Genomic DNA, 26748 nt, shown 5'->3' on the forward strand with positions numbered 1-26748 from the left:
TGGACTGTATAGCACGGTTGGTATATTGCATCGGTTGGCAACAAGCAATTACGCAAGCGCAGAATTTCCTTCATAAGAAAAGAATTTATTACATTTGACTAAAATATAAATCGATGCAACAGATTCTAGAAGAATGTAAAAACAACCTAATTGAACTCTGTCAAGAATTCAAAGTAAAAAGGTTGTATGTTTTTGGTTCTGTGGTAGGAAACGATTTTTCAGACACAAGTGATATTGATTTTTTATTATCATTCGTAGATAACTTGACTCCAGAAGAATACGCAGATAACTATTTTGAATTACATTACAGACTTAGAGAATTATTTCATCGTGATATAGATATCGTAACGGAACATACTCTTAATAATCCGTTTTTCATTCAAAGTATTAATGAATCAAAGGAACTGATTTATAAAGCGTGAAATTAAAAGCACTTATACGATATCAAAATTTCTATTGAGTTGATTAATGAATATTTGGGAGATAAAAGAGATTTTTTTGGAATATTAGAATAATAAACTCCTAAGGCGAGTCATTGAACGCGAGATTGAGATAATAGGAGAAGCAATGAATCGAGCTTTAAATGAAGACACTGATTTAGAGGTTGAAAATGCAAGAAAAATTGTGGATACAAGAAATTGGGTAATTTATGGTTATGACAAAGTTGATGATGTTATCATTTGGGGAATAATTTCTAAACACCTTCCAAAACTAAAAAGAGAAATAGAGGCATATCTAAAAAAAAATGCCAGTTGCCAACAAACCGCATAGTGTCCTTGGGCGATCAGCGCGGTTCCGGAGGCTTGCAGCCTCGGTCAGCCAGCCAAATCATTGATTTGGCTTTAAAAATGAAATGCTATAAACAAATACAACGCTTTGGCTCCGCTATATTTGGAAGGTTAGTAAGGATCAATCGCCTTACAGCGCCATGCCATTAACAATCACCACTCACTCAACAGATAACAAAACGAATAAAAATACAACAGATGCGACGACGTAAAACCCAGGCAATAAGCGATGTGATTAAAGAAGTACTGAAGAAGGACAACCTGAATAAGGGTTTGCTTGAGAACCGTGCCGTGCATTACTGGACCAAAGTGTTGGGGCCGGCCGTGGGCAAGGCAACGCACCGTATTTATGTGCGTAACGGCATCCTGTATGTCGAAATGACCTCGTCGGTATTGCGCAATGAGTTAATGATGTGGAAGGATAAGATTATTATTAATCTTAACCAGGCCATTGGCGATAACATCATTCAGGATATTGTATTTAGATAAGAAAAAAGTGCACAATGCAACAAGCACCGGGCACTTTTTCCTTTCATCAAATGTGTAAATCATCATTTTTTCATGGATGTTTCTCCAGTAACTCTTTATCACTAAAAAAGAAATGACTCTCGCGGTCAGCACTGGCATCGCTGTCTGAACCGTGTATGGCATTCTTTGCTTTGCTCTCGGCAAATAGCTTACGAATGGTGCCATCTTCGGCCTCCGCCGGATCGGTGCTGCCTATTAATCTCCTGAAGTCATCAACGGCATTGTCTTTCAGGAGAATTGCCGCCACGATGGGCCCTGATGACATAAAGTCAACAAGCTCGGGAAAGAACGGACGGCCACGATGTTCCTCGTAAAATTCCTCCGCATCTTCTTTGGATAGCTTCAACGATTTAATAGCTGAGATACGAAAACCCGACTCTTCAATCATGTTTAAAATGGCACCGATATGTCGGTTTTTGACGGCACCGGGTTTAATCATAGTTAGTGTTTTTTGTCCTGCCATAGTAGCTGATTAATTTAGTGTAAGGTAAAAATATTGTTATCATCCTAAGTCTAATGGGTTTACATAAGACTGTGATGCGTTACTAAAATACAAAAAAAATAATCCCTCAAAATCTTTATCTTTGTAATTCCAACTAAAATCAGAAGATGAATATTAAAGATAAGTCCTTAGTGGATGTATTTAAAAACAAAGTAGATAACAGTCAGAAACTGGTAATTGTTCCTCATAATAACCCCGATGGCGATGCCTTGGGGGCGGCGCTCGGACTCTCCAATATATTACGCAATATGGGTAAGGAGGCAGCCGTTATATCTCCCAACGAATTTCCCGAATTTCTTAACTGGATGCACGGCGTTAATGAAGTTATCATCTACGATAAGAATGTAAAAAAGTCGAAGAAGCTGATTGCCGATAGCGACCTGGTTATTTTTGTTGATTTTAACGCTTTGTCGCGCATTAAGCTGATGGGGCAGGTGTTTGAGAAAGACACTACATATCGTATTATGGTCGATCATCATCCTTTTCCCGAAGCCAATACCGCTGATCTGCAAATCAGTGTGCCTGAAGCCTCATCTACCTGCGAGCTTTTATTTCATTTGCTTTGCGAAGCCGGCATGAGAGATGATGTTAGTAAAGAAGCTGCCGAGTGTATCTATGCCGGCATTATGACCGATACCGGCTCCTTAAGTTATAACTCAAGCCGACCCGAAACTTATCTGATTGTGGCCGATTTGCTGCGAATGGGGATTGATAAAGATCGTATTCATCAGATGATTTTCCATAATAACTCCTTTGATCGTATGCGCCTGCTGGGGCATGCTCTGGGTACAAAAATGCAGCGTATCGAGGATAATAAGGCGGCGTTTATCGCACTCAGTCAGGCTGAGCTTAAGCAGTTTAATTTTAAGCCCGGCGACACCGAGGGTTTTGTTAATCAGGCGCTGTGGATCGAAGGCGTTAAGCTGTCGGCGCTGTTTACCGAGAAGAAAGACCTGGTGAAGATATCGTTTCGTTCACGTGCCGGTTTCCCGGCCAATACCTTTAGCGAGACTTATTTTAACGGGGGTGGACATTTCAATGCTGCCGGTGGCGAGTCGCGATTAAGCCTGGATGAGACCGTTGAGCGTTTTAAAGTGGTATTAAAAGAGTTTTGCGATGCCAATGGTTTTTAAAAATAGTCGTTTGCTCCTGTTGAGCGCTGTTATTTTGTTGGGCGCCTGCAATAGCGATCAAAAATCGACCCGCCGTGTAACGAAAGATATGTTGCTGGAGATGAACCGACAGATGGTGAGTGCAGAGTCGCGCGTTATTGAGCAGTATATTGCCGATCATGAGTTGGATATGAAGAAATCATCTACCGGCTATTACTATCGGGTGAGCACACCGGCAAAGGGTGATACGATTAAACCCCGGGATGTGGTGACGCTCGCCTATACCACTCGTTTGCTTGATGGTACGGTATGTTATTCGTCGGCTACCGAGGGAATGATGACTTTTACGGTGGGAAAGGCGCAGGTGGAAGCCGGACTGGAACAGTTTGTGCAACAGTTGGGGCAGGGAGCCATTGGTCAAATTATTATGCCGCCTTACCTGGCGCATGGTATTGCCGGCGATGGTGATAAAATACCTCGCTTGGCCATTCTAATGATGGATATTGAGGTGCTGAAGGTGCAAAGGCCGTAAAGAAGGCCATGAATAAGATTTGAAGATTGCATAAAAATGATTTTCTTTGTGTGCTTGTCAAACCGGCATAACGAATATTAAATGAAGAACAGAAATAAATACTTTAATCTGATTATAGTTGCGGCAGTAGTTACTTTAGTTGGTCTTTCGGCCTGCGAGAGTAATAGCAATTACATCAACCCCAAGGAATATATTGAAGCAGAGCTAAAATTGCTTGATGAGTATTACAACGAGGAGATGGCCAATGGTTTATCGCGTCTCGACTCTATGTCTGCAGCTGCAATTGATACAGTGGATCATCGGCTGGAATCAGGATTGATGCTCTACCATACAAAGATCGGAGAGGGCGACTCGGTGAAGGTTTTTAAGCGCGTAGCTTATCGCTTTACTGCCTATGATATTGTGAAAGACTCCATTGATGGCGGGTTAAAAACTGTAGAGCGTTATCTGGGAACCAATGATTTTGATACGGCACCGGTGTCGTTTACTACATACATCATAGGTGATGCGGCCTCTGCTCAGCAAACAGGGGTGTCATTGGGTATTAACGAAGCTATACAGCATATGCGTTACGGTGGCGAAGCAAAAATTGTAGTGCCTTCGGCTATCGCCGGCTTTCAGGGTTATGATACCTATATTTACGAGCTGCGGGTGACCTATCTGGAACAATAAAGGATAAGAAACAAAGCATACGAAAAGTCATCTTCGAATACCGGAGGTGGCTTTTTTTATTAGGTGCATTGTGTATGTTAATTTAAAACTAATTTTTATAAGCGCTTTTTTGATGCAAAATGTCAAACATGCGTTTTTAAATATTATCTTGCTGCCCGTTTTGAAATAGTGAAATTGCCTGCTAACGAAAATATTTAATAAGCAATTGAAAGTATTTGAAACGAAAAGATGAATTAATTTATACACAAACTAAAAGTAAATGGGGTCAGCATTATCAGCAGATAGGGTTGACTGCTAAGTTAACTATTAAAGATTATGAATCAGCAGAAGAGTTATTTGGGGCCATTTGTTACAATGGTATTCCTGTTTTTTATTGTAGGTTTTTTAACCGTGGTGTTTCAGCAGTTTCAAACACCTTTACGTGAGGCATTTTTAGGTGCAGAAAGTATTAAGTCGATTAAAAACACATTGACCATCATGGTAACTTTTGCCTGGTTTTTAGCTTATCCGCTAACAGGTAATACCGGTTCGAAATGGGTAGATCGTTTCGGATATAAGAGTACCTTGTTGCGTGCCTTGGGTGTAATGGTAGTAGGTTTGTTAATCACAGCCGGTTCTGCTTACCTGGGTTCAATGAAAGACGGTGTTGTTCTTTTCGGCATTCCATTAGGTTTCTTCGTATTCCTTATTGGTTCTTATGTAGTGGGTGCCGCTGCTACCATTATGCAGGTGGTAATTAACCCTTATCTTACAGCCTGTGAGGTGAAAGGTACTAGTGCTATTCAGCGTATTACTATTGGTGGTTCATCCAACTCTATTGGTACAACATCTGCACCTTACTTCGTGTCGGGTCTGGTATTTGGTGGTGCATCAATGGCCGAGGTGGATATCAATAAAGTGATTATCCCATTTATTCTTTTAGCAGTTACCATCGCTTTGGTAATTTTCATCGTTAGTCGTTTGTCATTACCTAACATTGCTGGTACAACTAACGAAGGTGGCGAAAAATTAGAAAAAAGCATTTGGTCTTTCTCACACTTAAAATTAGGTGTAATCGGTATCTTCTTTTATGTAGGTGTTGAGGTAGCCATTGGTGCCAATATTAATGTATACGCTGAGTGGTTAGGCGGATCTTTCGCCGAGGCAGCTGCTAAAATGGCTACTCTGTACTGGGGTGGTATGTTAGTAGGCCGCTTGGTGGGTAGTACTTTAAGTAAAATTTCGGCCAAGGTACAGTTGGTGGTTACTTCAGTTGGTGCTACGGTATTGGTATTAATTTCAATGATCACCGGTAACCCATGGTTCTTAGTAGGAATTGGATTATTACACTCAATTATGTGGGGTGGTATTTTCTCATTAGCAGTAGCTGATTTGGGTAAATATACATCAAAAGCATCAGGTGCCTTGATGATCGGTGTAATTGGTGGTGCTATTCTACCTTTAATGCAAGGTATGATGGCCGACGCATTGGGTGGCAACTGGGCATGGACATGGACACTGGTAATTGCTGGTGAATTGTACATCCTTTACTATGCATTGTTGGGTTCTAAGGTACATCAGAGAGGCTAATCGCTTATCGATAAATAAAACAATTGGCATGACTCTCTGGTTACCTACCGGAGGGTCATGTTTGTATATATGGCTTAACTAAATAAAACGAGTAATATGAAAAATGTATCAGTAGGTGTAGATATTGGTGGAACCAATACGGCCATTGGTGTGGTTGATGAGCAGGGACATGTACTTGCTAAAGATAATATTGCCACCCCATCGCATGGTAATATTAATGCTTACATCGAAGAGCTGGCCAATGTCATTAAAAAGTTAATTACCAATGCTAAGTTGATGAACGAAGACATCGATATTATTGGTATTGGCGTGGGGGCGCCCAATGGTAATTATTATAACGGCACTATCGAGTATGCTCCCAATTTATCTTTCAAAGGAGTAGTGCATTTGGTTAAACTCGTGAAGGAGCAGTTTCCGGATATGCCTGCTATTGCCTTAACCAACGATGCTAACGCTGCGGCCATTGGTGAGATGATCTATGGCGGTGCCAAGGGCATGAAGAATTTTGTGATGTACACGCTGGGAACGGGCGTAGGAAGTGGTGTTGTAGTCAATGGCGATTTGGTGTATGGCCATGATGGCTTTGCCGGTGAGTGTGGTCATACCACCCTGGTGCCCGATGGGCGCCTGTGTGGCTGTGGTGCGAAAGGTCACCTGGAGGCTTATTGCTCGGCCCCCGGGATGAAACGCACCGCCTTCGAATTGCTGGCCAAGTATAATGCTGCTAGCAGCCCGCTGGCCAATCATACTTACAATGATTTAAATTCAAAGATGATTTATGACGCCGCTGTTGCCGGCGATCAGGTGGCACTTGAAGTGTTTGCGCTAACTGGGCATTACCTTGGGCAGGGAATTGCCGATACAATTCATCATCTAAGCCCCGAGGCTATTTTCCTTTTTGGTGGACCTATGGCGGCCGGCGATTTAATACTGAAGCCCACGCGCGAAAGTATTGAAAAGCACTTACTGCCAATATTTAAGAATAAAATAAAGTTGTTGCCTTCGGAGCTTGATGCGGGTAATGCAGCCATTGTAGGGGCAAGTGCCCTGGCCTGGAAGGAAAGAGAGAAGTAGGAAGGTTGTAATTATGATATATAGTGCCCTTTCGTTAATTGCGGGAGGGTTTTTTTTATCGCAAGCTTTTTCTGTTAAAAAAGGTTAATGACTTATACTTGCTTCATGTTATAATTATTTTAACTTCGCACGGCTAAACTTGAAGCTATGAGTAAAAAGAATGATATCTATAGGGGCGCAATGGAATTGTTTGTCGAAAAAGGATTTGCAGCTTCGGTAAATGAATTGATCGAGCGCATCGGTATTGCCAAAGGAACCTTGTATCACCATATCAGCAACAAAGAGCAGTTGATTATTGATATCTATAAGCAGTTAATGTTTGAGATTGAGGATCAGTGTGTTAATAAGAATATTCTTGATGCCCGCGAGAATACAAAACAGGTGTTCAGCGCCATCGTTAAGTGGTTTATTACCCATCCGGTTAAGTTCCATTACATTAGTATTTTTGAGTCGAGCCCTTACATGAAACTGCACTTTAGCCTGGTGGACGAAACCAAGGAAGGGCCGCGTCGTTTTATCATGCAGAAGGTGAATATGGGCGTACTCAAAGCCTATAAAACAGATATGATTGCTTTTTTCGATTTTGCCTTTACGCGCGCCATGGCCAATTATTTTCTTAATTCCACCAAGCCGGTTAAGACTTTTCACGAAGAGTTCGATGCTGCCTTTGATATGTATTGGGATGGGGTGGCCCAAAAGCAGTCCACACAAGAGTAGTCATAACCAGAAAGGGCCCACGATCTATTTACTTCCTTACCGATTTCATAATTCTTAATTATGGATTACTTATAATTTCTCATAAGCGCAATAAATACACATTAATTCCTTGTAGTGTTCTGTTACTAAGTATTTTGGGTGTTTCGCCTTTATGAGCGTTAAGCCTTGTATTAATACCTAAAGGCTCGCACTGACGTGCGATTTGTTGTGATCTTAAAAAATGTTAATTATTTGTGCCTGATTTCTTGTCTATTCTCAAAAATTAACACAATTTTAACCCTTAATTAACCGACCCTTCGGTCTAGTTTTAGAAATTTGAGATGTTTTTACTGGAATGGGAACGTTTTCCTTAACTATCAAAGGTTCAGTATTATAATTAATAAACAATGAATATTTACTAATTTTAACTACTAATTCATTCTATCATGAGAAAAGTATTTAGCTTATTTGCATGTATGATTATGCTTCTGGCATTTTTCATTTTGCAAACAAATGCACAGGTAACTACATCCAGTATGGGAGGACGTGTTACCGATGCAGAAGGAGCCGTAATAGGTGCAACGGTAATTGCTACACACACACCTTCAGGAACAACTTATGGTACAATCACTAACACTGAAGGACGATTCAATTTTAACGGTATGCGGGTCGGAGGGCCTTATACGGTAAAGGTTACCTTTATTGGATATGGTGACTATGTACAAAATAATATTACATTGAGCTTAGCCGAGAACTATGTAATGAACGTTGTCCTTTCCGATGAATCAACATCTATTGACGAAATTATGGTTACTGCGGTTCGCACAAAATTTTCTAACGAGAAAACCGGAGCTGTAACCAATATTTCAAATGATCAAATCGTTAATTTGCCCACCGTAAGCCGCAGCGTTGAAGATATTACCCGCCTTTCTCCTTATGGAGGTAAGGGGATGAGCTTTGCCGGTGCAGATGGTCGTACGGCAAACTTTACAGTGGATGGAGCTAATTTCAACAATAATTTTGGTTTGAGTGATGCGCTTCCCGGTGGAGGTAATCCAATTTCTATTGAAGCCATAGATGAATTGCAAGTTGTAATAGCACCTTACGATGTGCGTCAAACTAACTTTATTGGAGGAGGTGTGAACGCGATTACCAAGTCGGGTACAAATAACTTTAAAGGGAGTGCTTACGTTTTTCATAGAAATGAAAATATGCGAGGAGATGCCGTTAAAGGGCAGCAAATTGCCGGAGCACGTGAAAAAGACCGCAATACCACCTATGGTTTAACTTTTGGTGGGCCTATCATTAAAAATAAATTATTTGTATTTATCAATGCTGAAAAATCCGAAACGCCAACGGTTGCTAATCGTTGGAGAGCTTCAACAGATGGTATTGCCGATGCCGACAATTATATTTCACGAACAACTGAAGATGACCTTCAAACGGTATCTGACTTTGTGAGCGATAAATACGGTTACAATACAGGGTCATACACTAATTTTCCTGCCGATGAAAGCAATACTAAACTGTTGGGTCGTATCGATTGGAACATCACCAACAAACATCGTTTAGCATTGCGTTATAACTACACAAAGAATACATCGTGGCGATCGCCCAATGCTAGTTCTATGGACGGCGGAACGCGTATGTCAGAGGCACGTATGTCGCAGGCTTCAATGTCGTATGCCAACTCAATGTATTCAATGGACAACCTGGTTCATTCCTTCTCTTTTGACTTAAATAGTCGTTTGTCAGACAATATTTCTAACCAATTTTTGGCTACCTACTCGAAACTAGATGATGTTCGCGGAACCGATTCTGATCCGTTTCCTTTTATCGATATTTTGAAAGACGGCCAGGCTTATCTTTCGTTGGGTTACGAGTTATTTACCTGGAACAATGGTGTGCATAATGATGTGGTGAATATTAAAGATGAAATCACATATTATGCAGGTAATCATAAAATTTTTGGTGGTATTGCTTACGAGTATAAGATGGCCGATAATGCCTATATGCGTAACGGTACTGGTTATTATCGCTACTCCAGTCTTGATGATTTCTTGAATGGTGCTACTCCCGAAATTGTTAACTTGACTTATGGTTATAATGGTGAAAGTAATCCTGCAGCACGCGTAAGAAGTAACAAAATTGGCGTTTATGCACAAGATGATTGGAGTGTTAACGACGTATTCAAGCTTTCCTTCGGTCTTCGTCTGGATGCACTGATGTTCAATAATGATGATTTGATGACCAACCAGGCCATTAAAGAACTTGATTATTCCGGACGTCATATCGATACCGGAAAATGGCCCGACGCCAACATTATATTTTCTCCTCGTGTAGGCTTTGTGTGGGATGCATTGGGCGATAAGAGCTTAAAAGTTCGTGGAGGTACCGGTCTTTTCTCGGGTAACTTGCCACTGGTATTCTTCACCAATATGCCAACCAATGGCGGTATGGTACAATACCAGGCTCAAATAAACGAAAGAAATGCTGCGAATAATGGTTTTACAATGGATGAATTTGCGGGTGGTCTTGTCACCGATGCAAATGGTAGAGCTACAATAGCTGCATTATATGATAAGCTTACAGGTTTAGGTTATCCTACAACCATTTCGCCTGAAGACGGAACCGTACCATCTGCTATAGCGGCAGTTAGTCCGGAGTTTAAAATGCCCCAAGTTTGGAAATCGTCGGTTGCTGTTGACTATGCATTCCCAACACCTTTCCCCTTCTCAGCTACAGTGGAAGGAATCTATAACAAAACGATTAATGGTGTTACTATTTCAGACTGGAGTATTCCCAATGCAGGTGGTTTTGCCCGTTTCAATGGTGTCGATAATCGCCCAATTTACCCCGATGGTTATCGTACCGGTACTAAAGCATTTGTGTTAGAAAATACAAGTCGCGGTTACGGTTGGTCGGCTAATGTTACACTCAATGCCCAACCAGCCGAATGGATCAGCCTGATGGCTGCCTATACGCATACCGTTGCTAAAGATGTAACCGGCATGCCGGGATCTAATGCTGAATCAGCATTTACTTATGTTCCAACAGTAGAAGGCCCCAACCATATAAAATTGCACAATTCTCAATACACTACACCCGATCGTCTCGTAGCATCGCTTACAGCCCACGATAAGAGCGGGAACCACTATGGACTTATTTATGAAGGATGGCGCGGTGGTGCTAACTACTCATATATGACGGTTAATGATATGAATAGTGACGGTTACAACTACGATGCTATTTATATTCCGACGGACAAAGAGGTGGAAAACGGCGACTTCCGCTTTGTTTCTGCAGATGATCAAACCCGTTTTATGGACTATGTGCATAGCAATGATTACCTGAAGGATAATCAAGGCGATTATGCTGAAGCTTATAGCGTTTATTCTCCCTGGGTGCATCGTGTAGACTTTAGCTACAAACATGATTTTGCGCTTAAGACAGGTAATGTGGGACACAAATTGCAGCTTAGCTTTGATATCAAAAATTTGATGAACTTTTTCAATTCAGACTGGGGGGTGGCCAAATATTTGAATCCTGAAATTGGTTCGGAAGCTCGTATCCTCAAATACGAAGGTGTTGATGCTGACGGTGTGGCTACATTCTCTACGCCATCATCAATCCACGGGGGTACTAAAACATTTACCTCAAGATACTCATTGGGTCAATGTTGGTATGCATCAATTGGTATCAAGTATATTTTCAATTAATTAAAGCGCTAATAACTATGAAATTAAAAAATATATTTCCATTTTTCATTGCATTGCTTGCACTTATGACGAGTTGTAATGATGAAGAAACAATGACATTGCTTGATGAAATTCAAGTATCATCATCGTTTGTTGCTCTCCCTCTGGAGGGAGGCTCTACATCCATAACTATTACAGCGAAAGATAGCTGGTCTGCTGAGAAAGTAACTACTGAAAAAGATCCTGTTGAATGGTTAACTATTTCTTCAACTTCGGGTAGTGCCGGTGAGACTGAGATCACTTTTTCTGCACCTGCTGCTTTAGATGGTCGCACCGCAGAGGTTTTACTCAATACTGGAGGGGTAACGCAGCGAATTAATATTATTCAAGGTCTTCCGCAAATATCAGAAGTTCCGGTTGCTGAAGTGCTTGCGGCGCCAGATGGTAAAAATTTCCGTGTAACGGGTGTTTGCACTAACATTACAAATACATTATATGGTAACTGGTATTTGACCGATGAAACGGGTGAATTATACATCTATGGTACACTTGATGCAAAAGGAGGAACAAAGAATTTTGAGAGTCTTGGGCTTGAAGTGGGCGATGAAGTAACAATTGAAGGACCAAAGTCATCGTATAAGGGAAATCCTCAAATGGTGAATGTAATGGTTGTCCAAATCAACAAATCACTTGTGAAAGTTGATTCTGTAGAAAACGCAATGCTTCCTCTCGAAGGTGGTGATTTTATTGCATATGTTACATGTAAAGGCGAAGGCCTATCCGTTGAAATTCCTGACGATGCCAAATCATGGTTATCTATTTCATCGATCCAAACCGTAGGTACAAGCTCTGTAGTAACATTTAAAGCGGCAGTTAATGAGGGTGGAGATCGTGAAACAACGCTTACGTTCAGTACAACTGATGGAACAAAAGAATATACATCGCAAACCATGTTAAGCCAGGCAGGATCGATTATAGATGCAAGTATTGCAGAATTTCTTGCAGCAGAAGTGGGTAATACACAATACCGATTGTCTGGTGTTATTACTGGTATTTCAAACGATACATACGGTAATTTATACTTACGTGATTTCTCTGGTGAAACCTATGTTTATGGCATTGAAGATTTTGCAGATAAGGGTTTGAAAGAGGGGGACATTATTACAATTGTAGGAACACGTGCCGAATATAAAGGAACTCCCCAAGTAAAGGGTGCTGTTTTGGAAAGCTCTATTTCTGTTATTCCTGCTACTATTGCCGATGTACTTGCCAAAGAAGATTCGAGAGACATATATTATATGGTGACTGCTCAAGTGACATCAATTGTTAGGGAAGATTACGGTAATATGAATCTGAAAGACAGTAGTGGTGAAACTTATCTCCATGGTTGCTATCCGGGTTATGGAGCAAGCGGTGATGATCGAAAAGGTTTGATTGCTGCTAAAGGTCTTAAAGTAGGTGATACACTAACAGTAATTGCAAACAAAGGATCTTATGAGGGATCCAATCAGCTTACGAATGGTATTTACTTCAGTCATGAAAGTGCTAACTAGTAGTAAATTCTGAAAGTTACATTTTAATTCATCATTTAGGGAACGGTTCTTTATAAGCATCTTACGCTAGAGAACCGTTCCCTAACACTTATTACCTGGTACAATAAAGGCTGCCTCATTCGAAGCAGCCTTTATTTTTACTATTGTTATAACCTTAATTATCATGTCTGTTAGTCTAACAATCTAAAGGTCTACAGTGCGTCCAAAGTCTGATTTTTAAAATTTCTCATCGTACTTGGTCCATAGATCATCGCCCAGTTGCCAGGCCACATTCACCACACGGTTACCCCAGTCAATGGTATAGCGGGTAAGGTGGGCAATAGTTTGTTTACGGCCCATGCTCATGGCAGCCAGCTCTGTTTCGCGTTGCTTGGCAAAAATCTCTTGTTGCAGGGGCAGTAGTACTTTATCCACATCGTGGCGCGCATCATTCCAGCGCAGCGCAGCCAGCGTGCTCATGCGGTTAAATGCCCACCAGGCCGATTGACGACTGAAGCCATTGCGCCCCGGTGCTTTGTAGGAAGCCGGCAGATCGCTCACGCTGCAATAGATGGGAATATATACCGAAGTCGCAATATTATCCTGTGCCATCCATACCAGGCCGCCAATCTCATCGGGTAGCCAATCGCGACTTTGGGTGATGGTGCCATACATGGTGTACCAACGTGCAATGGTGCGCTCGCCCAGCTTGCCCCATCCGCCTTCAATGTTATGCAGGTCATATTTATCGTAGGGCATAAAAGGGTTGGCGTAGGGATGAGGGATGGTATCGCCTTCTTCCGTTACCTTTTTCAGGTGCCCCACCATGTCATAGGGGGTGTGCTCATAATAGTCTTTGAATACCTCAATCATCTTATCAAGGGTAACTTTGCTATCCGGTTTCACCGAGAAAGGGTAGTCGCTGGCTTCAGGATCCAGTCCCAGCGACGGTGCCATCATGCTTAGTGCACGCCACTCACGACGACGTGCCGCCATGGACTCACGGCCTTCGGGAGCATAGGCGTAGGCAAAACGGAAGGCTGCCGAATCAGGTTGCCACCAGGCACTGTCACGAGCCATGTCAAACAGATTATCGGAGTACATAAAGTTATGGTGATCGGCCGTGTCCACCTCCAGGATGCGAGCCGCATTGGCATTCACACTCACGTGGCCGTCGGGCACGCGCTGTGCCACCCATATGGCGCCTACTTTGTCTTTTCCGGGGCCTACTATTTCAAGGTGCCACACTTCCTTTTTATCGGCTATGGTAAGGCATTCGCCCCAGTCGCGGTAGCCATATTCTTTGGTTAACTCATCCGTTAGTTGGATGGCTTCACGGGCAGTGGTGCAACGCTCCAGCATCAGCTGAATGAGGCGCTGGCAGTCGATTAACCCGGCTTCTGACACTAGCGATTCACGGCCGCCAAAAGTAGACTCTCCAATGGCTAGCTGCTTGGTATTCATGCAGGGATAGGCCGAATTGATAAATCCGTAGGTATGGCGCACCTGCGGTATCTCGCCCACCGGTGTATGTTTGTAGGCGGGCATCTTGCGGCTGTCGTCTTTCTCGCGGGCATACATGGTTACCTTATCACGGCGTCCGTGTTTTTGCTCGGGTACAATGTTCATCCAGGCCCTTGTGCGGTGACTGTCATCGGTGTGCGAGGTCATTACTGACCCATCAAAGCTGGCTTGCTTGCCAACTGTTATCGTTGTGCATCCTTCGGGAACACCGCCTTCCCAATCGGCCCTTATCTGTGCAGGTAAGCACTGTGCAGTACCTGCTAGCAACAAGATTGTAGCAATTTTTAATTTCATTGGCATAATAGTTTACAAGAATTACAAAATTATAAAAATGAATGAGGCATAAAATTCTATTGACTACTTTTAATGATGGTATTAACGCCGATTAGCAGCTTTTGTTAACTTTGTTATTTACACAAAACATAATTGATGCAAATATGAAGAAACTTTTAAAAATAGGTGGTCTTGTAATTGTCACCATCCTTTTGCTGTTACTGCTTTTGCCCACCCTGTTTAAGGGCAAAATAGAAGGCATCGTTAAAGAGCAGATTAATGCCAATGTGAAGGCGAATGTGAACTATACTGATTTTTCCCTTTCGTTGATTAAGAATTTTCCTAACCTAAATATGGGTATTCGCGGGCTGTCAGTTGTGGGGCATGCACCATTTGAGTCGGATACATTGGTGTATCTCGATGAGTTTTCAACCGAGATGGGGCTGATCGGGGCTTTATCGGGCAGGATAGAAGTAAAATCAGTACGCTTAAATCAGTTGACGGTAAATGCACTGGTGCTGGCGGATTCTACAGCTAATTGGGACATTGCAATGGCTTCCGAAGTAGGGAGTGAAGAGGCTGATACTACGGCAGGAGAAGCGGCCTTTCAAGTGGTACTCGATGAGTTTATTATACGAGATGCCACGCTTAATTATCGTGATGAAACAATGGGTGTTGCTACGCGTGTGGAAGGCTTTGATATGAGTCTATCGGGCGATATGTCGGCTCAGCAGACCAATCTGAATGTTCGTTCGGCCATTGAGCGTTTATTTATTGATTATGGCAAGGTGCGTTATCTCAATGGTGTGTCAGTGGGACTGAGTGCCGGCATAGGGGCCGATATGGAAAAGCAAATCTATACATTCCTGGATAATGAGTTCACATTAAATCGCCTGGCTTTGCACCTGGATGGCAGCGTGACCCTGAGAGAAGAGGCTGTGGGAATGGATCTTACCCTGGGAACAAGCAAAACTGATTTTAAATCCTTGCTGGCGCTAATACCCGAGGCTTACCTGAAAGATATTGAGGGACTGGAAACGGCCGGATCAATGCATTTGAATGCCACCGTAAAAGGCGATTACGTGGATGAAGAACAGTTGCCGGCTTTTACACTTGAGATGGGGGTGCAGGATGGTAAGCTTCGTTATCCGCAGTTGCCCGAGTCGGTGAATGATATTCAGGTGGCTTTGCATGTTACTAATCCCGGTGGCAGTGCCGACCAAACAGAGGTTCAGCTGGAGCGCTTTCATTTTGAGGTGGCCAATAACCCCTTCGAGGCAAGTTTACAGCTTATCAATCCCGTATCAAATCCCACGTTTGATGCGGTGGCTAAAGGGCGCATCGACTTACAATCCTTGGCCAATGCCATTCCGATGGATAGCATGGACATGAAGGGACTGATTGAAACAGACTTTAGTATGGCGGGTGATTATGCTATGATAGAGGCGGAAGCTTATGATAAGATAGATGCATACGGTCGAATGGAGCTGAAGGATTTTTTCTATGGCAGTAAGGATTTGCCGCAGGGGCTATTTATAGACAGGGCAGGTATGCAGTTGAGTGCACGTGCGGTTGAGCTTGAGTATTTCGACTGTAGAATGGGTAAAAGCGATTTTCGTTTGCAAGGGTCGGTACGCAACTACCTGGCTTATGCCTTGAATGACGGTGTGTTAAAAGGATCCTTAAAGCACCAATCCAAGCTGATCGATACCAATGAATTTTTAGCCATGGTTGGTGAGGAGACGGAAGCAGAAGGTGAAGCAGAAGAAACAGCGCTGGTGGCAGTGCCCAAAAATCTTGATCTTACCTTTGTATCGCAGATTGATGCTTTGTTGTATGATAAACTGCGCGTGGAGGATACGCGGGGTAAAATAACGGTGAAGAACGGTGTGGTGCGCCTCAATGGCCTGCAGATGCACTTGCTTGATGGAAGTCTTCAGATGAATGGGGAGTACAATACTGCCAATGTGAAAAAGCCTTTTGTGGATTTCAACTTCGACGGTAAGGAGCTGGATCTTAATATGACGGCCAATGCCTTTAGCGTAGTAGATTCGTTGTTGCCCATCGCGAAAAATACGACAGGAAAAGTATCGCCCCGCTTTCAGTTTAGCAGTGGGCTCAACCAGAAATCAGAGCTGGTGATGGCCAGTATTAACGGGGGAGGTTGGCTGCGTTCGGCAGCAGTTGAAGTGGCTGACTCGAAGATACAGAATGCCCTGGCATCCACGCTTAAAAATGATAGTTATCGTCGCATGCGGGCTGAGGATATCAATATTAACTTTGTGATTGAGAAGGGAAATGTAGTGGTGAAGCCCTTCAAGACCAAGGTGGGGGGCAAGATGGTGGAAGTGCAGGGCCGACAGGGGCTTGACCAGACCATCAATTATATTATTACTCTGCCGGTAACCCGTAAAGAAGTGGCTAAGATGGCCGGATCGCTGGGTATGGCTTTGCCCACCTCGGGTGATGACCTGATGGTGGATGTGCTGGTGACCGGTACAGTGACAAAACCACAGCTGGGCTTTGATATGAATAAAGTGAAGAAGCAGGTGGAGAAAGAACTGAAGAAGGAAGGAGAAAACCTGCTGAAGAATCTATTTAAAGGTTTCTAAAAGATAATGTGAGGGTGTCCGGTTAATGGGCATCCTCGCTTTTATAACTGATCCTCTAACATCTCCCCAATTCACTAGTTCAACCAGTTTTTCGATTCAGCCAATGTCACTGTTCCCACTGGCTAAAGCCGGCGATTACAGCTGCTAACAATTCCGGAGGAATAGAATAGGAATAACGCTGCGCGAAGCACAGGGTGAGCACGAAGTGTCGAAAACAACTGCAACGCAGTTGAATATGTCATCCAATGTGCATAGTTTACAGCTTCCCTATACATTCAACCCACTCCGGGGTTGATGAGGAGTGATGCATGAATACCGTGGGCTTCGCCTGTGGTCATAAACAGACAACCCCGCCGGGGTTAAAATAAGAAATTTATGCGTAAATCTAGATTTTCCAGCGCTTATTGAAGCAAGCTCCATAAACAAAAAAAACCGACGCGAGTCGGTTTTTTCTTTACCATCATATAATGGTTTAGCTTCTTTTCTCTTTAATACGTGCTTTCTTACCGGTAAGTCCGCGTAAGTAGTACAATTTAGCACGACGCACTTTACCTTGACGTAATAACTCTACCTTATCGATAAAAGGTGAGTTGAATGGGAAAATACGTTCAACACCTACGTTGTTAGACATTTTTCTAACGGTGAAACGCTTATTGTTTCCCTGTCCTTTAATTTGGATAACAACACCTTTAAATACCTGAATACGTTCTTTGTTACCCTCTTTAATTTTGTATGATACCGCGATGTTATCACCGGGCCCAAAATCAGGCATTTCAACTCCGCCTTCAAAAGCGGCTTCGGCTACTTTAATTAAATCCATTTTCTGAATCTTTTATTGGATTAAACGTTATTCACGCAACATTACCTGACTCCCTCGTTCAATAAGAGGTTACGCAAATCGACTGCAAAAGTAGTGTTTCTTATCCGTAAATGGAAAATATTTGGCAATAAAATGCCATCATTCTTCGTGATAGCTCTGCTTGTGACCTGAATCCTGAGAATTGGTTTCTCCCCGATTAAAAAAGCTGAATATAATATTTTTAAAATAGGTCGATATAGGTCGCAGCCAGCTGCTCACTAGAAAAGGAACAAAACGCATGGGATTGAGAAAAGATAATAGCTCAATATAGCGTAACTCCATCTTTTTTTCTGACAGCTTAATTTGATAGTAAAGCTTCATCTTCTCATTCTCGAAGTCGGCAAATGATCGAATGTGGTTATATGAGTTTTTACTTTGGTTCATCGTAATCGGTGAATTTGGGGAAGAATAATTGAATAAAAGATTGAATGATGGGGCGGTGTATTAAGCTTCGCCGCAGGGCGTAAAATATTAGGGCCAGCAGTAAGTAAAATCCGGCTACAATAATAAAGCCTAAACCCTGACTATCCAGGTAGTCGTTAATCCAAAATGATATGGCCAGTGAGCTGAACAGCAGGACGAAGAAAAATAAGTAGAAGAGCCCCATTTTAACCAGCATGCCGGCGAAAAAACGTGACAGGTTCTCTGCAGTGTGCAGTTTGGCCAGATCCAGGCGGGCATTTATGTACTCTTCAAACTCCTCTTTTGCTTCATTTAATTCTTCAGATATATTTTCTTTCATGATGTGTGCGCATAAAATACCCCGAAAAGAAGCTCCTTTTCGGGATATCAGGTGACTGATTGAGTTTTTGTGTTAGTTAGCGCCATGGCTTGGTTCAAGATTTTTTTTGTACTCTTTAATCAGGTTCTCAATCTTGTGCTCAAGGTCGTTCATTTTCACTTTCATCTCTTCCTTTAACTCGCCACCCTTTGCTTTTACCTTGTCACGCATTTGTTGCAGCTCATCTTCCATTTCTTTGAGCTTTACTTTTATTTGTTCCCTTGTATCGCTGCCCTTCTGTGGGGCATAGAGTAATGCAATAGAGGCACCCAGAGCTGCTCCGGTTAGCAAGCCTCCCAAAAATAATCCGGTGTACTTCATGGTCTTTAAATTTAACGGTTATTAAAGTTAATAAGGTACAAAAGTAAATTGATGATGTCAATTTATTAATGTAGCAAATGACCCTGTTGATGGAAAGATAATCTAGAATTATCACTCATGTCGCTATCAAGATGTCATTCGGCTTAAATTGTTTTTGATAAAGTTATAACTTTACATCCAAACCTTGAAGAGCCAACAACGAAATGGATTATGATTAGTGATTTGTATCCTTACAACGGCAGGTTTTAAAATCGCAGCACAACAATGATGAATATGGACTTTTAAGAAAAGGAAGATGAGCGAAGTACGAGCAGTAAGTGACAAAGAGCGCAGGGCGGTAAAAGCGGTTTATAAACAGTTGTTGAAGGCCTGTATACCCGTAATGGAGGCCAATGATGTGAGATTGATACGTCAGGCATTAAATTTGTCGACTGCCAGTAAGGGCATGGTGAGGAATGAAGCCGGTGAGTTAAAAATTATTGAATCACTTGAAGTGGCTCTTGTAGTGGTCAATGAGCTGGGGCTGAATCGTATTGCTGTGATTGGTGCCTTGCTTTATGATGCGGTGCTCGAGGGCAGCGTCGACAGTAAAATCATCGAAACAACTTTCGGCAAGCAGGTGGCTTTGATCACAAGAGGACTAGTGAAAGTGGGTGAGCTGTATAACAAGAATACCTCCATTGAAAACGATAACTTCCGAAAGTTACTGCTTACCTTTGCTGAAGACATCAGGGTGGTGCTCCTTATTATTGCCAACCGCCTGCGTACAATGCGTAATTTGGCCGGTTATGCCCCCGATGATCAGCAACGCATTAGCAGCGAGGTAGCTTATCTGTACGCCCCTATGGCGCACCGCCTGGGTTTGTATAATGTTAAATCGGAGATGGAGGATCTGGTGATGAAATTCACCAATCGCGAGATGTATTCCTTCATCGCTAAAAAACTTAATGAAACCAAGCGGGCACGCGATAAATACATCAAAGAATTTATTGAGCCGCTGGAGAAAACACTAAAAAAGGAGGGGCTGAAGTTTGAAATTAAAGGACGCACCAAAACAATTCATTCCATATACAATAAGCTGAAGAAGCAGAATACTGAGTTTGAGAATGTATACGATTTATTTGCCATACGTGTGATTTTGGACAGTGAGTTGGCAAAAGAAAAATCGGAGTGCTGGCAGGTGTATTCGGTGGTAACGGATAAATATCAGCCCAATCCCAGTCGTTTGCGCGATTGGATATCAGTGCCCAAATCTAACGGCTATGAGTCTTTGCACACCACCGTGCTGGGCCCCCAAAATAAATGGGTAGAGGTGCAAATACGCACTGAACGCATGAATGAAGTGGCCGAGAAAGGTTTGGCGGCCCATTGGAAATATAAGGGGCACAAAGGCGAGAAGGGCATGGATGAGTGGCTGGCCAATGTACGTGAGATACTTGAGAATCCTGAGTTGAATGCCGTTGATTTCATTGATGATTTTAAACTTGATCTGTACGACGAGGAGGTATTTGTGTTTACGCCCAAGGGTGATTTGAGACGCCTGAAAAAGGGAGCCACCGTATTGGATTTTGCCTTTGAGATTCACTCTGAGGTGGGTAAGAAGTGTGTGGGAGGTAAGGTCAATAATAAGAATGTGCCCATTAAATACGTGCTGAAAAATGGCGATCATGTTGATATTCAAACGGCTGCCAACCAGATACCAAAGAAAGACTGGCTCAATATTGTAGTTACGTCAAAAGCCAAGGCTAAACTCAAGCAGGCACTGCGCGATATAGAATACAAAGAGGCAGAGATTGGTCGCGAGACCCTTGCACGTCGACTAAAAAACTGGAAGTATGAGTTAAATGATCAACTGCTTCATCAGTTGGTGAAAGCCTTTGGATACAAAACAGTGCATGACTTTATGCGTGGCATCGCCATGAATAAAATTGATTTTTCGCGCCTGAAGGAGTTTATTATACAGCTCGAAAAGAAAACGCTGGAAGGTCTGGAGCCTGAGAAGGAGCGAAGTGCTGAAAATTTTGTGGCCGGCAGCGAAGAGTTACCCGGCGACGATGTGCTAATGATCGATAAAAGCCTGACAAATGTTGACTATAAACTGGCCAAGTGCTGTAATCCTATTTTTGGCGATGATATATTTGGTTTTGTAGCCTCTATGGGGGGCATTAAAATCCATCGTAAGAACTGTCCTAATGCTGCTGATATGCATACCAAATTTGGGTATCGTATTGTAAAAGCGCAATGGACAGCCGGTGCAGATGCCAGCTATCAGGCTACTATGAAGGTAACCGGAGTTGATGATATTGGTATTGTCACCAATATTTCGCAGGTTGTTACTAAGGAGATGAAGGTAAAAATAAGATCGATGACCATTGATTCGCATGAGGGTGTTTTTGAAGGTACATTAACGGTTTTTGTTGACAACACCAACAGCCTGAGTGCTCTAATACGTAAAATAAAAAATGTGAAGGGCGTTTATACCGTTTCAAGGGTGGGGGCATAGCTATATAATTATAACGGTGAAGGCTGTGCTTATTAGTAAGAGTTGTACCTAATAAGCACACCATACCATCCATTGATTTGAATGGATTATCAATACTTGTTTTTTTGTTCTTTTTGGGGTAACTTTTGAAAATAGCTGATTTCTAAATTATACCACCATGAAGGATCAAATTATCACCTTAGCTGTGCTGTCATTCGAAAAGGCACATATTCTCAAGACGCTATTGGCCTCTGAAGCAATTGAATGTTTCCTTGAAAATACCAACCTGATTCAAGGAGCTGTGTCCACCGGTGTGAAAGTTAAAATTTCTGATGTTGACCTGGAGAGAGCCATGCCCGTGCTTGAGGGAATGATGCAGGAAACGCTGGAGCCCGTGGAGGAAGAAGATATTCCACCGCGTATTCTCTTGCCTGTCGATTTCTCTGAATATTCGCGCAAGGCAGCTGTGCTTGCCATGGACTGGGCCCGTGAGTTAGGTGCTGAGCTAACGGTGTTGAACACCTATTTTAATCCCATAATAAGCACTATTCCTTTCTCCGATACTTTTGCCTATGAGGTAAACACCGAAGAGCTGGCCATGGAGATGGAGGAAAAGGCAAGGGAAGGTATGGAGGATATTAAAGCGTTTTTAAATAAAAAGAATGAAGGCTTTAGCACTCCTGTATCTTTGAAGATGGAGTTGGTGAAGGGTATTGCCGAAGATGAAATTGTAAAATACAGTCAGGCCTATCGTCCTTTGGTAATTATTATGGGTACGAGGGGAGCTGACCGAAAAGCCGCCGATTTGATTGGTAGCGTAACGGCCGAAGTAATGGAGAACGCCCGCGTGCCAGTGCTGGCCATACCCGAAAATTTTCAATATACCGGCCTGGGAGCTCTCAAGCACTTATTGTATGCCACTGATTTTCAGGAGGCCGATTTTCGCTCGCTCGAGAAGCTTGAGAAGTTGATACGCCCGTTGGATATGCAGGTTACTTGTGGGCATGTTAGTTCGAAAGAGCATTCGCAGTGGGACGAAGTGCGTATGAAAGGATTGCGTGAGCACATTAAAATGAATTATAACGAGGAACGGGTAAAGTGCGATTTGATAGAACACGAGGATCTTTTTGTGGGAATCGAGAGCTACGTGAGAGAATATGGGGTGGATATACTATCGTTTACACGTAGAAAACGCAATTTTATCAGCCGTATTATCAATCCTAATCTTGCCAAAAAAATGCTATTTCATTCTACCACACCCTTACTGGTTTTTAACGATTAAATGATTATTTTAGGCGTGCAATAGCTCGTACAATTAAAATAATTTCTAACTTACATATAAAAGATCGGTTGTTGCATAGCCGGTCTTTTTTTGCATTGTAGGGGTACAGTTGCTTTATAATTGAAGAGGAAGATATAGGTTGCTATTCCTTTTTCAGAAAAAGCTTAGTGGGGGAATCAGCAAGCAGTACAGAACAATAAATTACAGACAATAGATGAGTTATATCAGAGGATTTGCCAGTGACAACAATGCCAGCGTGCATCCGGCCGTGATGCAGGCCCTGGCTGAAGCCAACACAGGGCATGCGGTGGGATATGGCGATGATACCCTTACCCGCAAGGCACAGGCCATGTTCAAACAGGAGTTTGGCAGTCAGACAGAAACCTTTTTTGTGTATAATGGCACCGGTGCCAATGTAATAGCCATTCAGGCACTGGCACAGTCGTTTCAAGCCGTGATATGTGCCCGAACGGCCCATATCAATGTGGATGAATGTGGTGCGCCCGAGAAATTGTCGGGTTGTAAGTTATTGCCCATTGAGAGTAAGGATGGCAAAATAACTGCGGCTCAGATTGAACAATATATGCATGGTTTTGGATTTGAGCATCATGTGCAGCCGCGGGTGGTGTCCATTACGCAAGCCACAGAGTTGGGCACGATTTACACCATCGACGAGGTAAAAGATATTGCTGATTATGTGCATCAAAGGGGGCTTTACCTGCACATGGATGGGGCACGCATTGCCAATGCGGCAGCGGCACTCAACTGCTCCCTGGCCGAAACCTCTATTAAAGCGGGTGTTGATGTGCTGTCTTTTGGTGGTACAAAAAATGGTTTGATGTTTGGCGAGGCGGTGGTATTTGCCAATGCCGACCTGGCGCAGCATGTTAAATATATTCGTAAGCAATCAACCCAGCTGCATTCTAAAATGCGCTACATAGCGGCACAGTTTATCGCCCTTCTTACCAATGATCTGTGGAAGCAGAATGCTTTGCACGCCAATAGTATGGCCACCTTGTTGGCTGCTAAAGTGCAAGATATACAGGGTGTGGAATTGACTCAAGCTGTTGTTTCTAACGGTGTTTTTGCTAAGCTGCCCCGCACAATCATCGAAGATTTACAGTCTGAGTTTTTCTTTTATGTATGGGATGAGCAGCGTGATGAGGTTCGTTGGATGACCTCTTTTGATACTCATGAAGAAGACATTGAGCAATTTGTACAAACCCTTAAAAATAAGTTAGGGATTGAAGAAGAGTAGTGATATAGAACTGAAGAAGATAAAAACAGCCCTGGTTATTCCGGGCTTTTTCCTGCTGCTTACCTTTAGTCTTAAACTGGTTGAAACATTGGAGGGCTTTAGTCTGGTAGAGTGGGGTATCAAGCCCCTGTCGGTGGTCGGACTGCCGGGTATTTTGTTGGCTCCCCTGGTGCATTCCGACTGGTCACATTTTTTTGCCAATGCGCTGCCTTTTCTGGTGCTGGGTACCACCTTGTTTTACTTCTACCGGGGCATTTCGGTGCGTGTGTTTGTCTATATTTATCTGTTAAGTGGTATCTGGGTGTGGCTGGGTGCCCGCGATGCCTGGCATATCGGCGCCAGTGGTATTATCTATGGACTGGCTGCTTTTCTGATTGTGGGCGGATTTATTCGTAACTACATCCCCTTGATGGCCATCTCGCTGATGGTCGTTTTTTTGTATGGCGGCATGATATGGGGTATCTTTCCCCTTAAGTGGGACGTCCCCTACTCTTGGGAGTCGCACCTTTGGGGCACCATAGCTGGTGGCATGCTGGCTTTTATTTACCGTAGGCAAGGACCGCAAAAACCGGTGAAGGAATGGCCCGAGGAAAACTACGATCATCCTTTCTGGGAGGTGGATTTGGAAAATCAGTTATCAGACAACGACTGAAAATAGCTTTTGGTTGATAAAATAGCGGCGCTTGTTGAAATAGCGGCTCCAACTCGCTAAAACAATTATTTTTGTGCTATGACAAAGTGGGTTTATTTCAAACGCAGAGATGTTTTGGTGCATGTAGGTTGGTGGTTGGGTTATGGCTTATTGGTATCGTATCTGCCCCTTTTAATAATGGATACAAGCAGTGCGCTGCTTTTTGTGTTGCGTACTTTAATTGTAAGTGCTATCATTTTTTATATTAATGCATACTGGCTCTTGCCACGCTATATTGTAAAGGGCGCCTACATAAAATACTTATTGGGTATTGGGCTTACTTTATTTGTTACAGCGCACCTGTTTCATATTAGCGGAGAGCCTCCTGGTTTTAAAAGGAAGGAACGGCTCCCTCCCGATGAAGCATGGGAGCGTATTATTGATGAAGATCCTTTCTTGCGGGAGAATAAGGCACTTATTTACAAACCCGATCGTCCGGTATTTAAGGAGCGGCGCCTCTTTGGATTTAACATGATGGGGGTGCCCTCGTTTATTGCCATGTTATTTATCAGTACCTTGTTTTGGATTTATTCCGATTCGCGCCAGCGTAAGCAGCAAGAGCTAAGTTTAGTAAACCAAAATCTGGTGACCGAAATGAAGTTTTTGAAATCGCAGATGAACCCGCACTTCTTATTTAATGCCCTTAACAATATATACAGCTTGTCCATGCTGCATTCTGTGAAAACACCCGAAATGGTGTTAAAACTATCTGCTATGTTGCGTTATGTTCTTTACGAGTCGGAAGATGTAAAGGTTAGGCTGGGCAAAGAAGTGGATTATATTAAAAACTTCATTGAGTTTCAGCGCATCAAAATAGAGGGCATACCCAATATGCATATTGATATTGACCGGGCCGACCGCATGAAGATGATTGAGCCCATGCTGCTGATTCCTTTTGTAGAAAACAGTTTTAAGCATAGTAAGATTGAAGATACGGAGCATGGCTGGCTATCCATTACCCTCACCACCGATAATCGTTTTATTACTTTTGAGGTGAACAATAGTGTACCGCAACAAAGGGTGGCCGCCGGAAAAAACAGTGGTATAGGGGTGGATAATGTGAGACGGCGCCTGCAATATCTGTATCCGGATAAGCATTTGATTGACATTAGCATGAACAACAGAGAATACCGGCTTAAACTAAAAATAGAAACCGCATGAAGGTGAAATGTATAATTGTGGATGATGAATTTCCGGCGCGTGAGCTCCTGCAAAGCTTCATTTCAAAGTTTGCCCACCTCGAATTGGTAGGCAGCTTCAAATCGCCCCTCGATGCCATGGGAGTAATTCAGAAAGATGAAATCGATTTGATGTTTTTGGATATTCAGATGCCTGATATCACCGGTATTGACTTTCTGAAAACACTGGCCAAGAAGCCACTAGTAGTGTTTACCACCGCTTATGAAGAGTACGCCCTGGAGGGCTATCAGTTGGATGTACTTGACTACCTGGTTAAACCCTTTTCTTTTGAGCGTTTTATGCATACCATTAATAAGGTGGGCGATCGTCTGTCGTACAAAAATGTTGTGAGCGATTTTCAGAATTTGCCACCCCGGGCAGCGGCTAAAAATTTTATGATGGTGAAGGCCGATCACAAAATCTATCGCATCCGTTTTAAGGATATCTGTTATATTGAGGGATTGCGAGAGTATGTTAGTTTTCATTGTGTTAATGGGCGAATTATCACGCTGGAGTCATTGCGTAAGTTGGAGCAGCAGCTTGCCCCACATGGCTTTATGCGTGTTCATAAATCTTACATTGTCAATGTCGAACGCATCGTTGCTTTTTACGGCAATCAGCTAAAGCTCGACAATGTAGAGAAATACATACCCATTGGTAAATCCTATAAAGAGGTGGTAAATAAACGTCTGGTAAATGGCTAATAAAGGTCTTTACCCATGTATTTGTTTGGTCATTTTTTTCTAATTTTGCGGCTTATTTTAAGACCTGCTGATTCTCAAG

Annotated in this window: 24 protein-coding genes; 18 read left to right on the forward strand and 6 right to left on the reverse strand. The window is 42.8% G+C overall.

Features of this window, described 5'->3' with window-relative positions; genetic code table 11:
- The first annotated feature begins 113 nt into the window (after nucleotides 1-113).
- From ACRD7A_RS13950 to ACRD7A_RS13960, 3 genes are all read left to right on the forward strand, one after another.
- Nucleotides 114-422 carry a nucleotidyltransferase family protein gene (locus ACRD7A_RS13950; protein ID WP_430811785.1) on the forward strand — a complete coding sequence of 103 codons (309 nt, stop codon included), beginning with the start codon at nucleotides 114-116 and terminating at the stop codon, nucleotides 420-422.
- 145 nt (nucleotides 423-567) lie between these two features.
- Nucleotides 568-771: a HepT-like ribonuclease domain-containing protein gene (locus ACRD7A_RS13955; RefSeq protein WP_430811784.1), complete on the forward strand. Its 204-nt coding sequence runs from the start codon at nucleotides 568-570 to the stop codon at nucleotides 769-771.
- 215 nt (nucleotides 772-986) lie between these two features.
- Complete coding sequence (locus ACRD7A_RS13960; RefSeq protein WP_430811783.1) at nucleotides 987-1277, forward strand: DciA family protein; 291 nt, start codon at nucleotides 987-989, stop codon at nucleotides 1275-1277.
- Between the two features lie 70 nt (nucleotides 1278-1347).
- Here ACRD7A_RS13960 and ndk read toward each other — a convergent pair whose 3' ends face one another.
- Nucleotides 1348-1779: a nucleoside-diphosphate kinase gene (gene ndk / locus ACRD7A_RS13965; protein ID WP_430811782.1), complete on the reverse strand. Its 432-nt coding sequence runs from the start codon at nucleotides 1777-1779 to the stop codon at nucleotides 1348-1350.
- 146 nt (nucleotides 1780-1925) lie between these two features.
- On the opposite strand from ndk, the gene ACRD7A_RS13970 reads away from it, so the two are divergent.
- The 8 genes from ACRD7A_RS13970 to ACRD7A_RS14005 all read left to right on the forward strand — a co-directional run bounded on the left by ACRD7A_RS13970 (nucleotide 1926) and on the right by ACRD7A_RS14005 (nucleotide 12724).
- Nucleotides 1926-2951: a DHH family phosphoesterase gene (locus ACRD7A_RS13970; protein ID WP_430811781.1), complete on the forward strand. Its 1026-nt coding sequence runs from the start codon at nucleotides 1926-1928 to the stop codon at nucleotides 2949-2951.
- Complete coding sequence (locus ACRD7A_RS13975; RefSeq protein WP_430811780.1) at nucleotides 2935-3462, forward strand: FKBP-type peptidyl-prolyl cis-trans isomerase; 528 nt, start codon at nucleotides 2935-2937, stop codon at nucleotides 3460-3462. The genes ACRD7A_RS13970 and ACRD7A_RS13975 overlap by 17 nt, the downstream gene beginning before the upstream one ends.
- Nucleotides 3463-3543: 81 nt before the next feature.
- Nucleotides 3544-4134 (forward strand): hypothetical protein, encoded by a 591-nt coding sequence (locus ACRD7A_RS13980; RefSeq protein ID WP_430811779.1) that lies wholly within the window; start codon nucleotides 3544-3546, stop codon nucleotides 4132-4134.
- Between the two features lie 315 nt (nucleotides 4135-4449).
- Nucleotides 4450-5703, forward strand: coding sequence for an MFS transporter (locus ACRD7A_RS13985; protein WP_430811778.1), 1254 nt, complete (start codon nucleotides 4450-4452; stop codon nucleotides 5701-5703).
- A 96-nt stretch (nucleotides 5704-5799) separates the two neighbouring features.
- Nucleotides 5800-6777: an ROK family protein gene (locus tag ACRD7A_RS13990; RefSeq protein ID WP_430811777.1), complete on the forward strand. Its 978-nt coding sequence runs from the start codon at nucleotides 5800-5802 to the stop codon at nucleotides 6775-6777.
- A 147-nt stretch (nucleotides 6778-6924) separates the two neighbouring features.
- On the forward strand, nucleotides 6925-7494 hold the full coding sequence (locus tag ACRD7A_RS13995) for a TetR/AcrR family transcriptional regulator (RefSeq protein WP_430811776.1): 570 nt from the start codon (nucleotides 6925-6927) through the stop codon (nucleotides 7492-7494).
- Between the two features lie 425 nt (nucleotides 7495-7919).
- Nucleotides 7920-11192, forward strand: coding sequence for a TonB-dependent receptor (locus ACRD7A_RS14000; RefSeq protein ID WP_430811775.1), 3273 nt, complete (start codon nucleotides 7920-7922; stop codon nucleotides 11190-11192).
- A 17-nt stretch (nucleotides 11193-11209) separates the two neighbouring features.
- Nucleotides 11210-12724 carry a BACON domain-containing protein gene (locus ACRD7A_RS14005; RefSeq protein ID WP_430811774.1) on the forward strand — a complete coding sequence of 505 codons (1515 nt, stop codon included), beginning with the start codon at nucleotides 11210-11212 and terminating at the stop codon, nucleotides 12722-12724.
- A gap of 216 nt (nucleotides 12725-12940) precedes the next feature.
- Here the strand turns inward: ACRD7A_RS14005 and ACRD7A_RS14010 are convergent, their stop codons facing one another.
- Nucleotides 12941-14521: a dipeptidase gene (locus tag ACRD7A_RS14010; RefSeq protein ID WP_430811773.1), complete on the reverse strand. Its 1581-nt coding sequence runs from the start codon at nucleotides 14519-14521 to the stop codon at nucleotides 12941-12943.
- 143 nt (nucleotides 14522-14664) lie between these two features.
- Here ACRD7A_RS14010 and ACRD7A_RS14015 point away from each other — a divergent pair, with 143 nt between their 5' ends.
- Nucleotides 14665-17112, forward strand: coding sequence for an AsmA family protein (locus ACRD7A_RS14015; RefSeq protein ID WP_430811772.1), 2448 nt, complete (start codon nucleotides 14665-14667; stop codon nucleotides 17110-17112).
- Nucleotides 17113-17584: 472 nt separating this feature from the next.
- On the opposite strand, the gene rplS is transcribed toward ACRD7A_RS14015, so the two are convergent.
- The 4 genes from rplS to ACRD7A_RS14035 all read right to left on the reverse strand — a co-directional run bounded on the left by rplS (nucleotide 17585) and on the right by ACRD7A_RS14035 (nucleotide 19073).
- The gene (rplS, locus tag ACRD7A_RS14020; RefSeq protein WP_430811771.1) at nucleotides 17585-17932 is read right to left on the reverse strand and encodes a 50S ribosomal protein L19; all 348 of its coding nucleotides are present in this window, start codon (nucleotides 17930-17932) and stop codon (nucleotides 17585-17587) included.
- A 138-nt stretch (nucleotides 17933-18070) separates the two neighbouring features.
- Nucleotides 18071-18355, reverse strand: coding sequence for a hypothetical protein (locus ACRD7A_RS14025; RefSeq protein ID WP_430811770.1), 285 nt, complete (start codon nucleotides 18353-18355; stop codon nucleotides 18071-18073).
- Nucleotides 18342-18713, reverse strand: a complete 372-nt coding sequence (locus ACRD7A_RS14030; protein WP_430811769.1) for a phage holin family protein — start codon at nucleotides 18711-18713, stop codon at nucleotides 18342-18344. Before ACRD7A_RS14030 ends, ACRD7A_RS14025 begins: the two co-directional genes overlap by 14 nt.
- A 72-nt stretch (nucleotides 18714-18785) precedes the next feature.
- The gene (locus ACRD7A_RS14035; protein WP_430811768.1) at nucleotides 18786-19073 is read right to left on the reverse strand and encodes a YtxH domain-containing protein; all 288 of its coding nucleotides are present in this window, start codon (nucleotides 19071-19073) and stop codon (nucleotides 18786-18788) included.
- Nucleotides 19074-19368: 295 nt separating this feature from the next.
- Between ACRD7A_RS14035 and ACRD7A_RS14040 the strand changes: the two genes are divergently transcribed.
- From ACRD7A_RS14040 to ACRD7A_RS14065, 6 genes are all read left to right on the forward strand, one after another.
- Nucleotides 19369-21576 carry a RelA/SpoT family protein gene (locus ACRD7A_RS14040; protein ID WP_430811767.1) on the forward strand — a complete coding sequence of 736 codons (2208 nt, stop codon included), beginning with the start codon at nucleotides 19369-19371 and terminating at the stop codon, nucleotides 21574-21576.
- Between the two features lie 157 nt (nucleotides 21577-21733).
- Nucleotides 21734-22837: a universal stress protein gene (locus ACRD7A_RS14045; protein ID WP_430811766.1), complete on the forward strand. Its 1104-nt coding sequence runs from the start codon at nucleotides 21734-21736 to the stop codon at nucleotides 22835-22837.
- Between the two features lie 214 nt (nucleotides 22838-23051).
- Nucleotides 23052-24095 carry a threonine aldolase family protein gene (locus ACRD7A_RS14050; RefSeq protein ID WP_430811765.1) on the forward strand — a complete coding sequence of 348 codons (1044 nt, stop codon included), beginning with the start codon at nucleotides 23052-23054 and terminating at the stop codon, nucleotides 24093-24095.
- Nucleotides 24082-24747: a rhomboid family intramembrane serine protease gene (locus ACRD7A_RS14055; protein ID WP_430811764.1), complete on the forward strand. Its 666-nt coding sequence runs from the start codon at nucleotides 24082-24084 to the stop codon at nucleotides 24745-24747. Before ACRD7A_RS14050 ends, ACRD7A_RS14055 begins: the two co-directional genes overlap by 14 nt.
- Nucleotides 24748-24825: 78 nt before the next feature.
- The gene (locus tag ACRD7A_RS14060; RefSeq protein ID WP_430811763.1) at nucleotides 24826-25947 is read left to right on the forward strand and encodes a sensor histidine kinase; all 1122 of its coding nucleotides are present in this window, start codon (nucleotides 24826-24828) and stop codon (nucleotides 25945-25947) included.
- Complete coding sequence (locus tag ACRD7A_RS14065) at nucleotides 25944-26669, forward strand: LytR/AlgR family response regulator transcription factor (RefSeq protein WP_430811762.1); 726 nt, start codon at nucleotides 25944-25946, stop codon at nucleotides 26667-26669. Before ACRD7A_RS14060 ends, ACRD7A_RS14065 begins: the two co-directional genes overlap by 4 nt.
- Nucleotides 26670-26748: the final 79 nt, after the last annotated feature.

Origin of the sequence: Carboxylicivirga longa (assembly GCF_050589825.1) — a bacterium.
In the GTDB taxonomy this organism is placed as follows: domain Bacteria; phylum Bacteroidota; class Bacteroidia; order Bacteroidales; family Marinilabiliaceae; genus Carboxylicivirga; species Carboxylicivirga longa.

Bases quoted from the DNA above. Each gene is read 5' to 3' on its own strand.
- ACRD7A_RS13975 (WP_430811780.1), top strand. From the start codon at position 2,935: ATGCCAATGGTTTTTAAAAATAGTCGTTTGCTCCTGTTGAGCGCTGTT.
- ACRD7A_RS13980 (WP_430811779.1), top strand. From the start codon at position 3,544: ATGAAGAACAGAAATAAATACTTTAATCTGATTATAGTTGCGGCAGTA.
- rplS (WP_430811771.1), bottom strand. From the start codon at position 17,932: ATGGATTTAATTAAAGTAGCCGAAGCCGCTTTTGAAGGCGGAGTTGAA.
- ACRD7A_RS13955 (WP_430811784.1), top strand. From the start codon at position 568: ATGAATCGAGCTTTAAATGAAGACACTGATTTAGAGGTTGAAAATGCA.
- ACRD7A_RS14045 (WP_430811766.1), top strand. From the start codon at position 21,734: ATGAAGGATCAAATTATCACCTTAGCTGTGCTGTCATTCGAAAAGGCA.
- ACRD7A_RS14005 (WP_430811774.1), top strand. From the start codon at position 11,210: ATGAAATTAAAAAATATATTTCCATTTTTCATTGCATTGCTTGCACTT.
- ACRD7A_RS14035 (WP_430811768.1), bottom strand. From the start codon at position 19,073: ATGAAGTACACCGGATTATTTTTGGGAGGCTTGCTAACCGGAGCAGCT.
- ACRD7A_RS13995 (WP_430811776.1), top strand. From the start codon at position 6,925: ATGAGTAAAAAGAATGATATCTATAGGGGCGCAATGGAATTGTTTGTC.
- ACRD7A_RS14015 (WP_430811772.1), top strand. From the start codon at position 14,665: ATGAAGAAACTTTTAAAAATAGGTGGTCTTGTAATTGTCACCATCCTT.
- ACRD7A_RS13970 (WP_430811781.1), top strand. From the start codon at position 1,926: ATGAATATTAAAGATAAGTCCTTAGTGGATGTATTTAAAAACAAAGTA.
- ACRD7A_RS13985 (WP_430811778.1), top strand. From the start codon at position 4,450: ATGAATCAGCAGAAGAGTTATTTGGGGCCATTTGTTACAATGGTATTC.
- ACRD7A_RS14060 (WP_430811763.1), top strand. From the start codon at position 24,826: ATGACAAAGTGGGTTTATTTCAAACGCAGAGATGTTTTGGTGCATGTA.
- ndk (WP_430811782.1), bottom strand. From the start codon at position 1,779: ATGGCAGGACAAAAAACACTAACTATGATTAAACCCGGTGCCGTCAAA.
- ACRD7A_RS14030 (WP_430811769.1), bottom strand. From the start codon at position 18,713: ATGAAAGAAAATATATCTGAAGAATTAAATGAAGCAAAAGAGGAGTTT.
- ACRD7A_RS13950 (WP_430811785.1), top strand. From the start codon at position 114: ATGCAACAGATTCTAGAAGAATGTAAAAACAACCTAATTGAACTCTGT.
- ACRD7A_RS14025 (WP_430811770.1), bottom strand. From the start codon at position 18,355: ATGAACCAAAGTAAAAACTCATATAACCACATTCGATCATTTGCCGAC.
- ACRD7A_RS13990 (WP_430811777.1), top strand. From the start codon at position 5,800: ATGAAAAATGTATCAGTAGGTGTAGATATTGGTGGAACCAATACGGCC.
- ACRD7A_RS14000 (WP_430811775.1), top strand. From the start codon at position 7,920: ATGAGAAAAGTATTTAGCTTATTTGCATGTATGATTATGCTTCTGGCA.
- ACRD7A_RS13960 (WP_430811783.1), top strand. From the start codon at position 987: ATGCGACGACGTAAAACCCAGGCAATAAGCGATGTGATTAAAGAAGTA.
- ACRD7A_RS14050 (WP_430811765.1), top strand. From the start codon at position 23,052: ATGAGTTATATCAGAGGATTTGCCAGTGACAACAATGCCAGCGTGCAT.
- ACRD7A_RS14065 (WP_430811762.1), top strand. From the start codon at position 25,944: ATGAAGGTGAAATGTATAATTGTGGATGATGAATTTCCGGCGCGTGAG.
- ACRD7A_RS14040 (WP_430811767.1), top strand. From the start codon at position 19,369: ATGAGCGAAGTACGAGCAGTAAGTGACAAAGAGCGCAGGGCGGTAAAA.
- ACRD7A_RS14010 (WP_430811773.1), bottom strand. From the start codon at position 14,521: ATGAAATTAAAAATTGCTACAATCTTGTTGCTAGCAGGTACTGCACAG.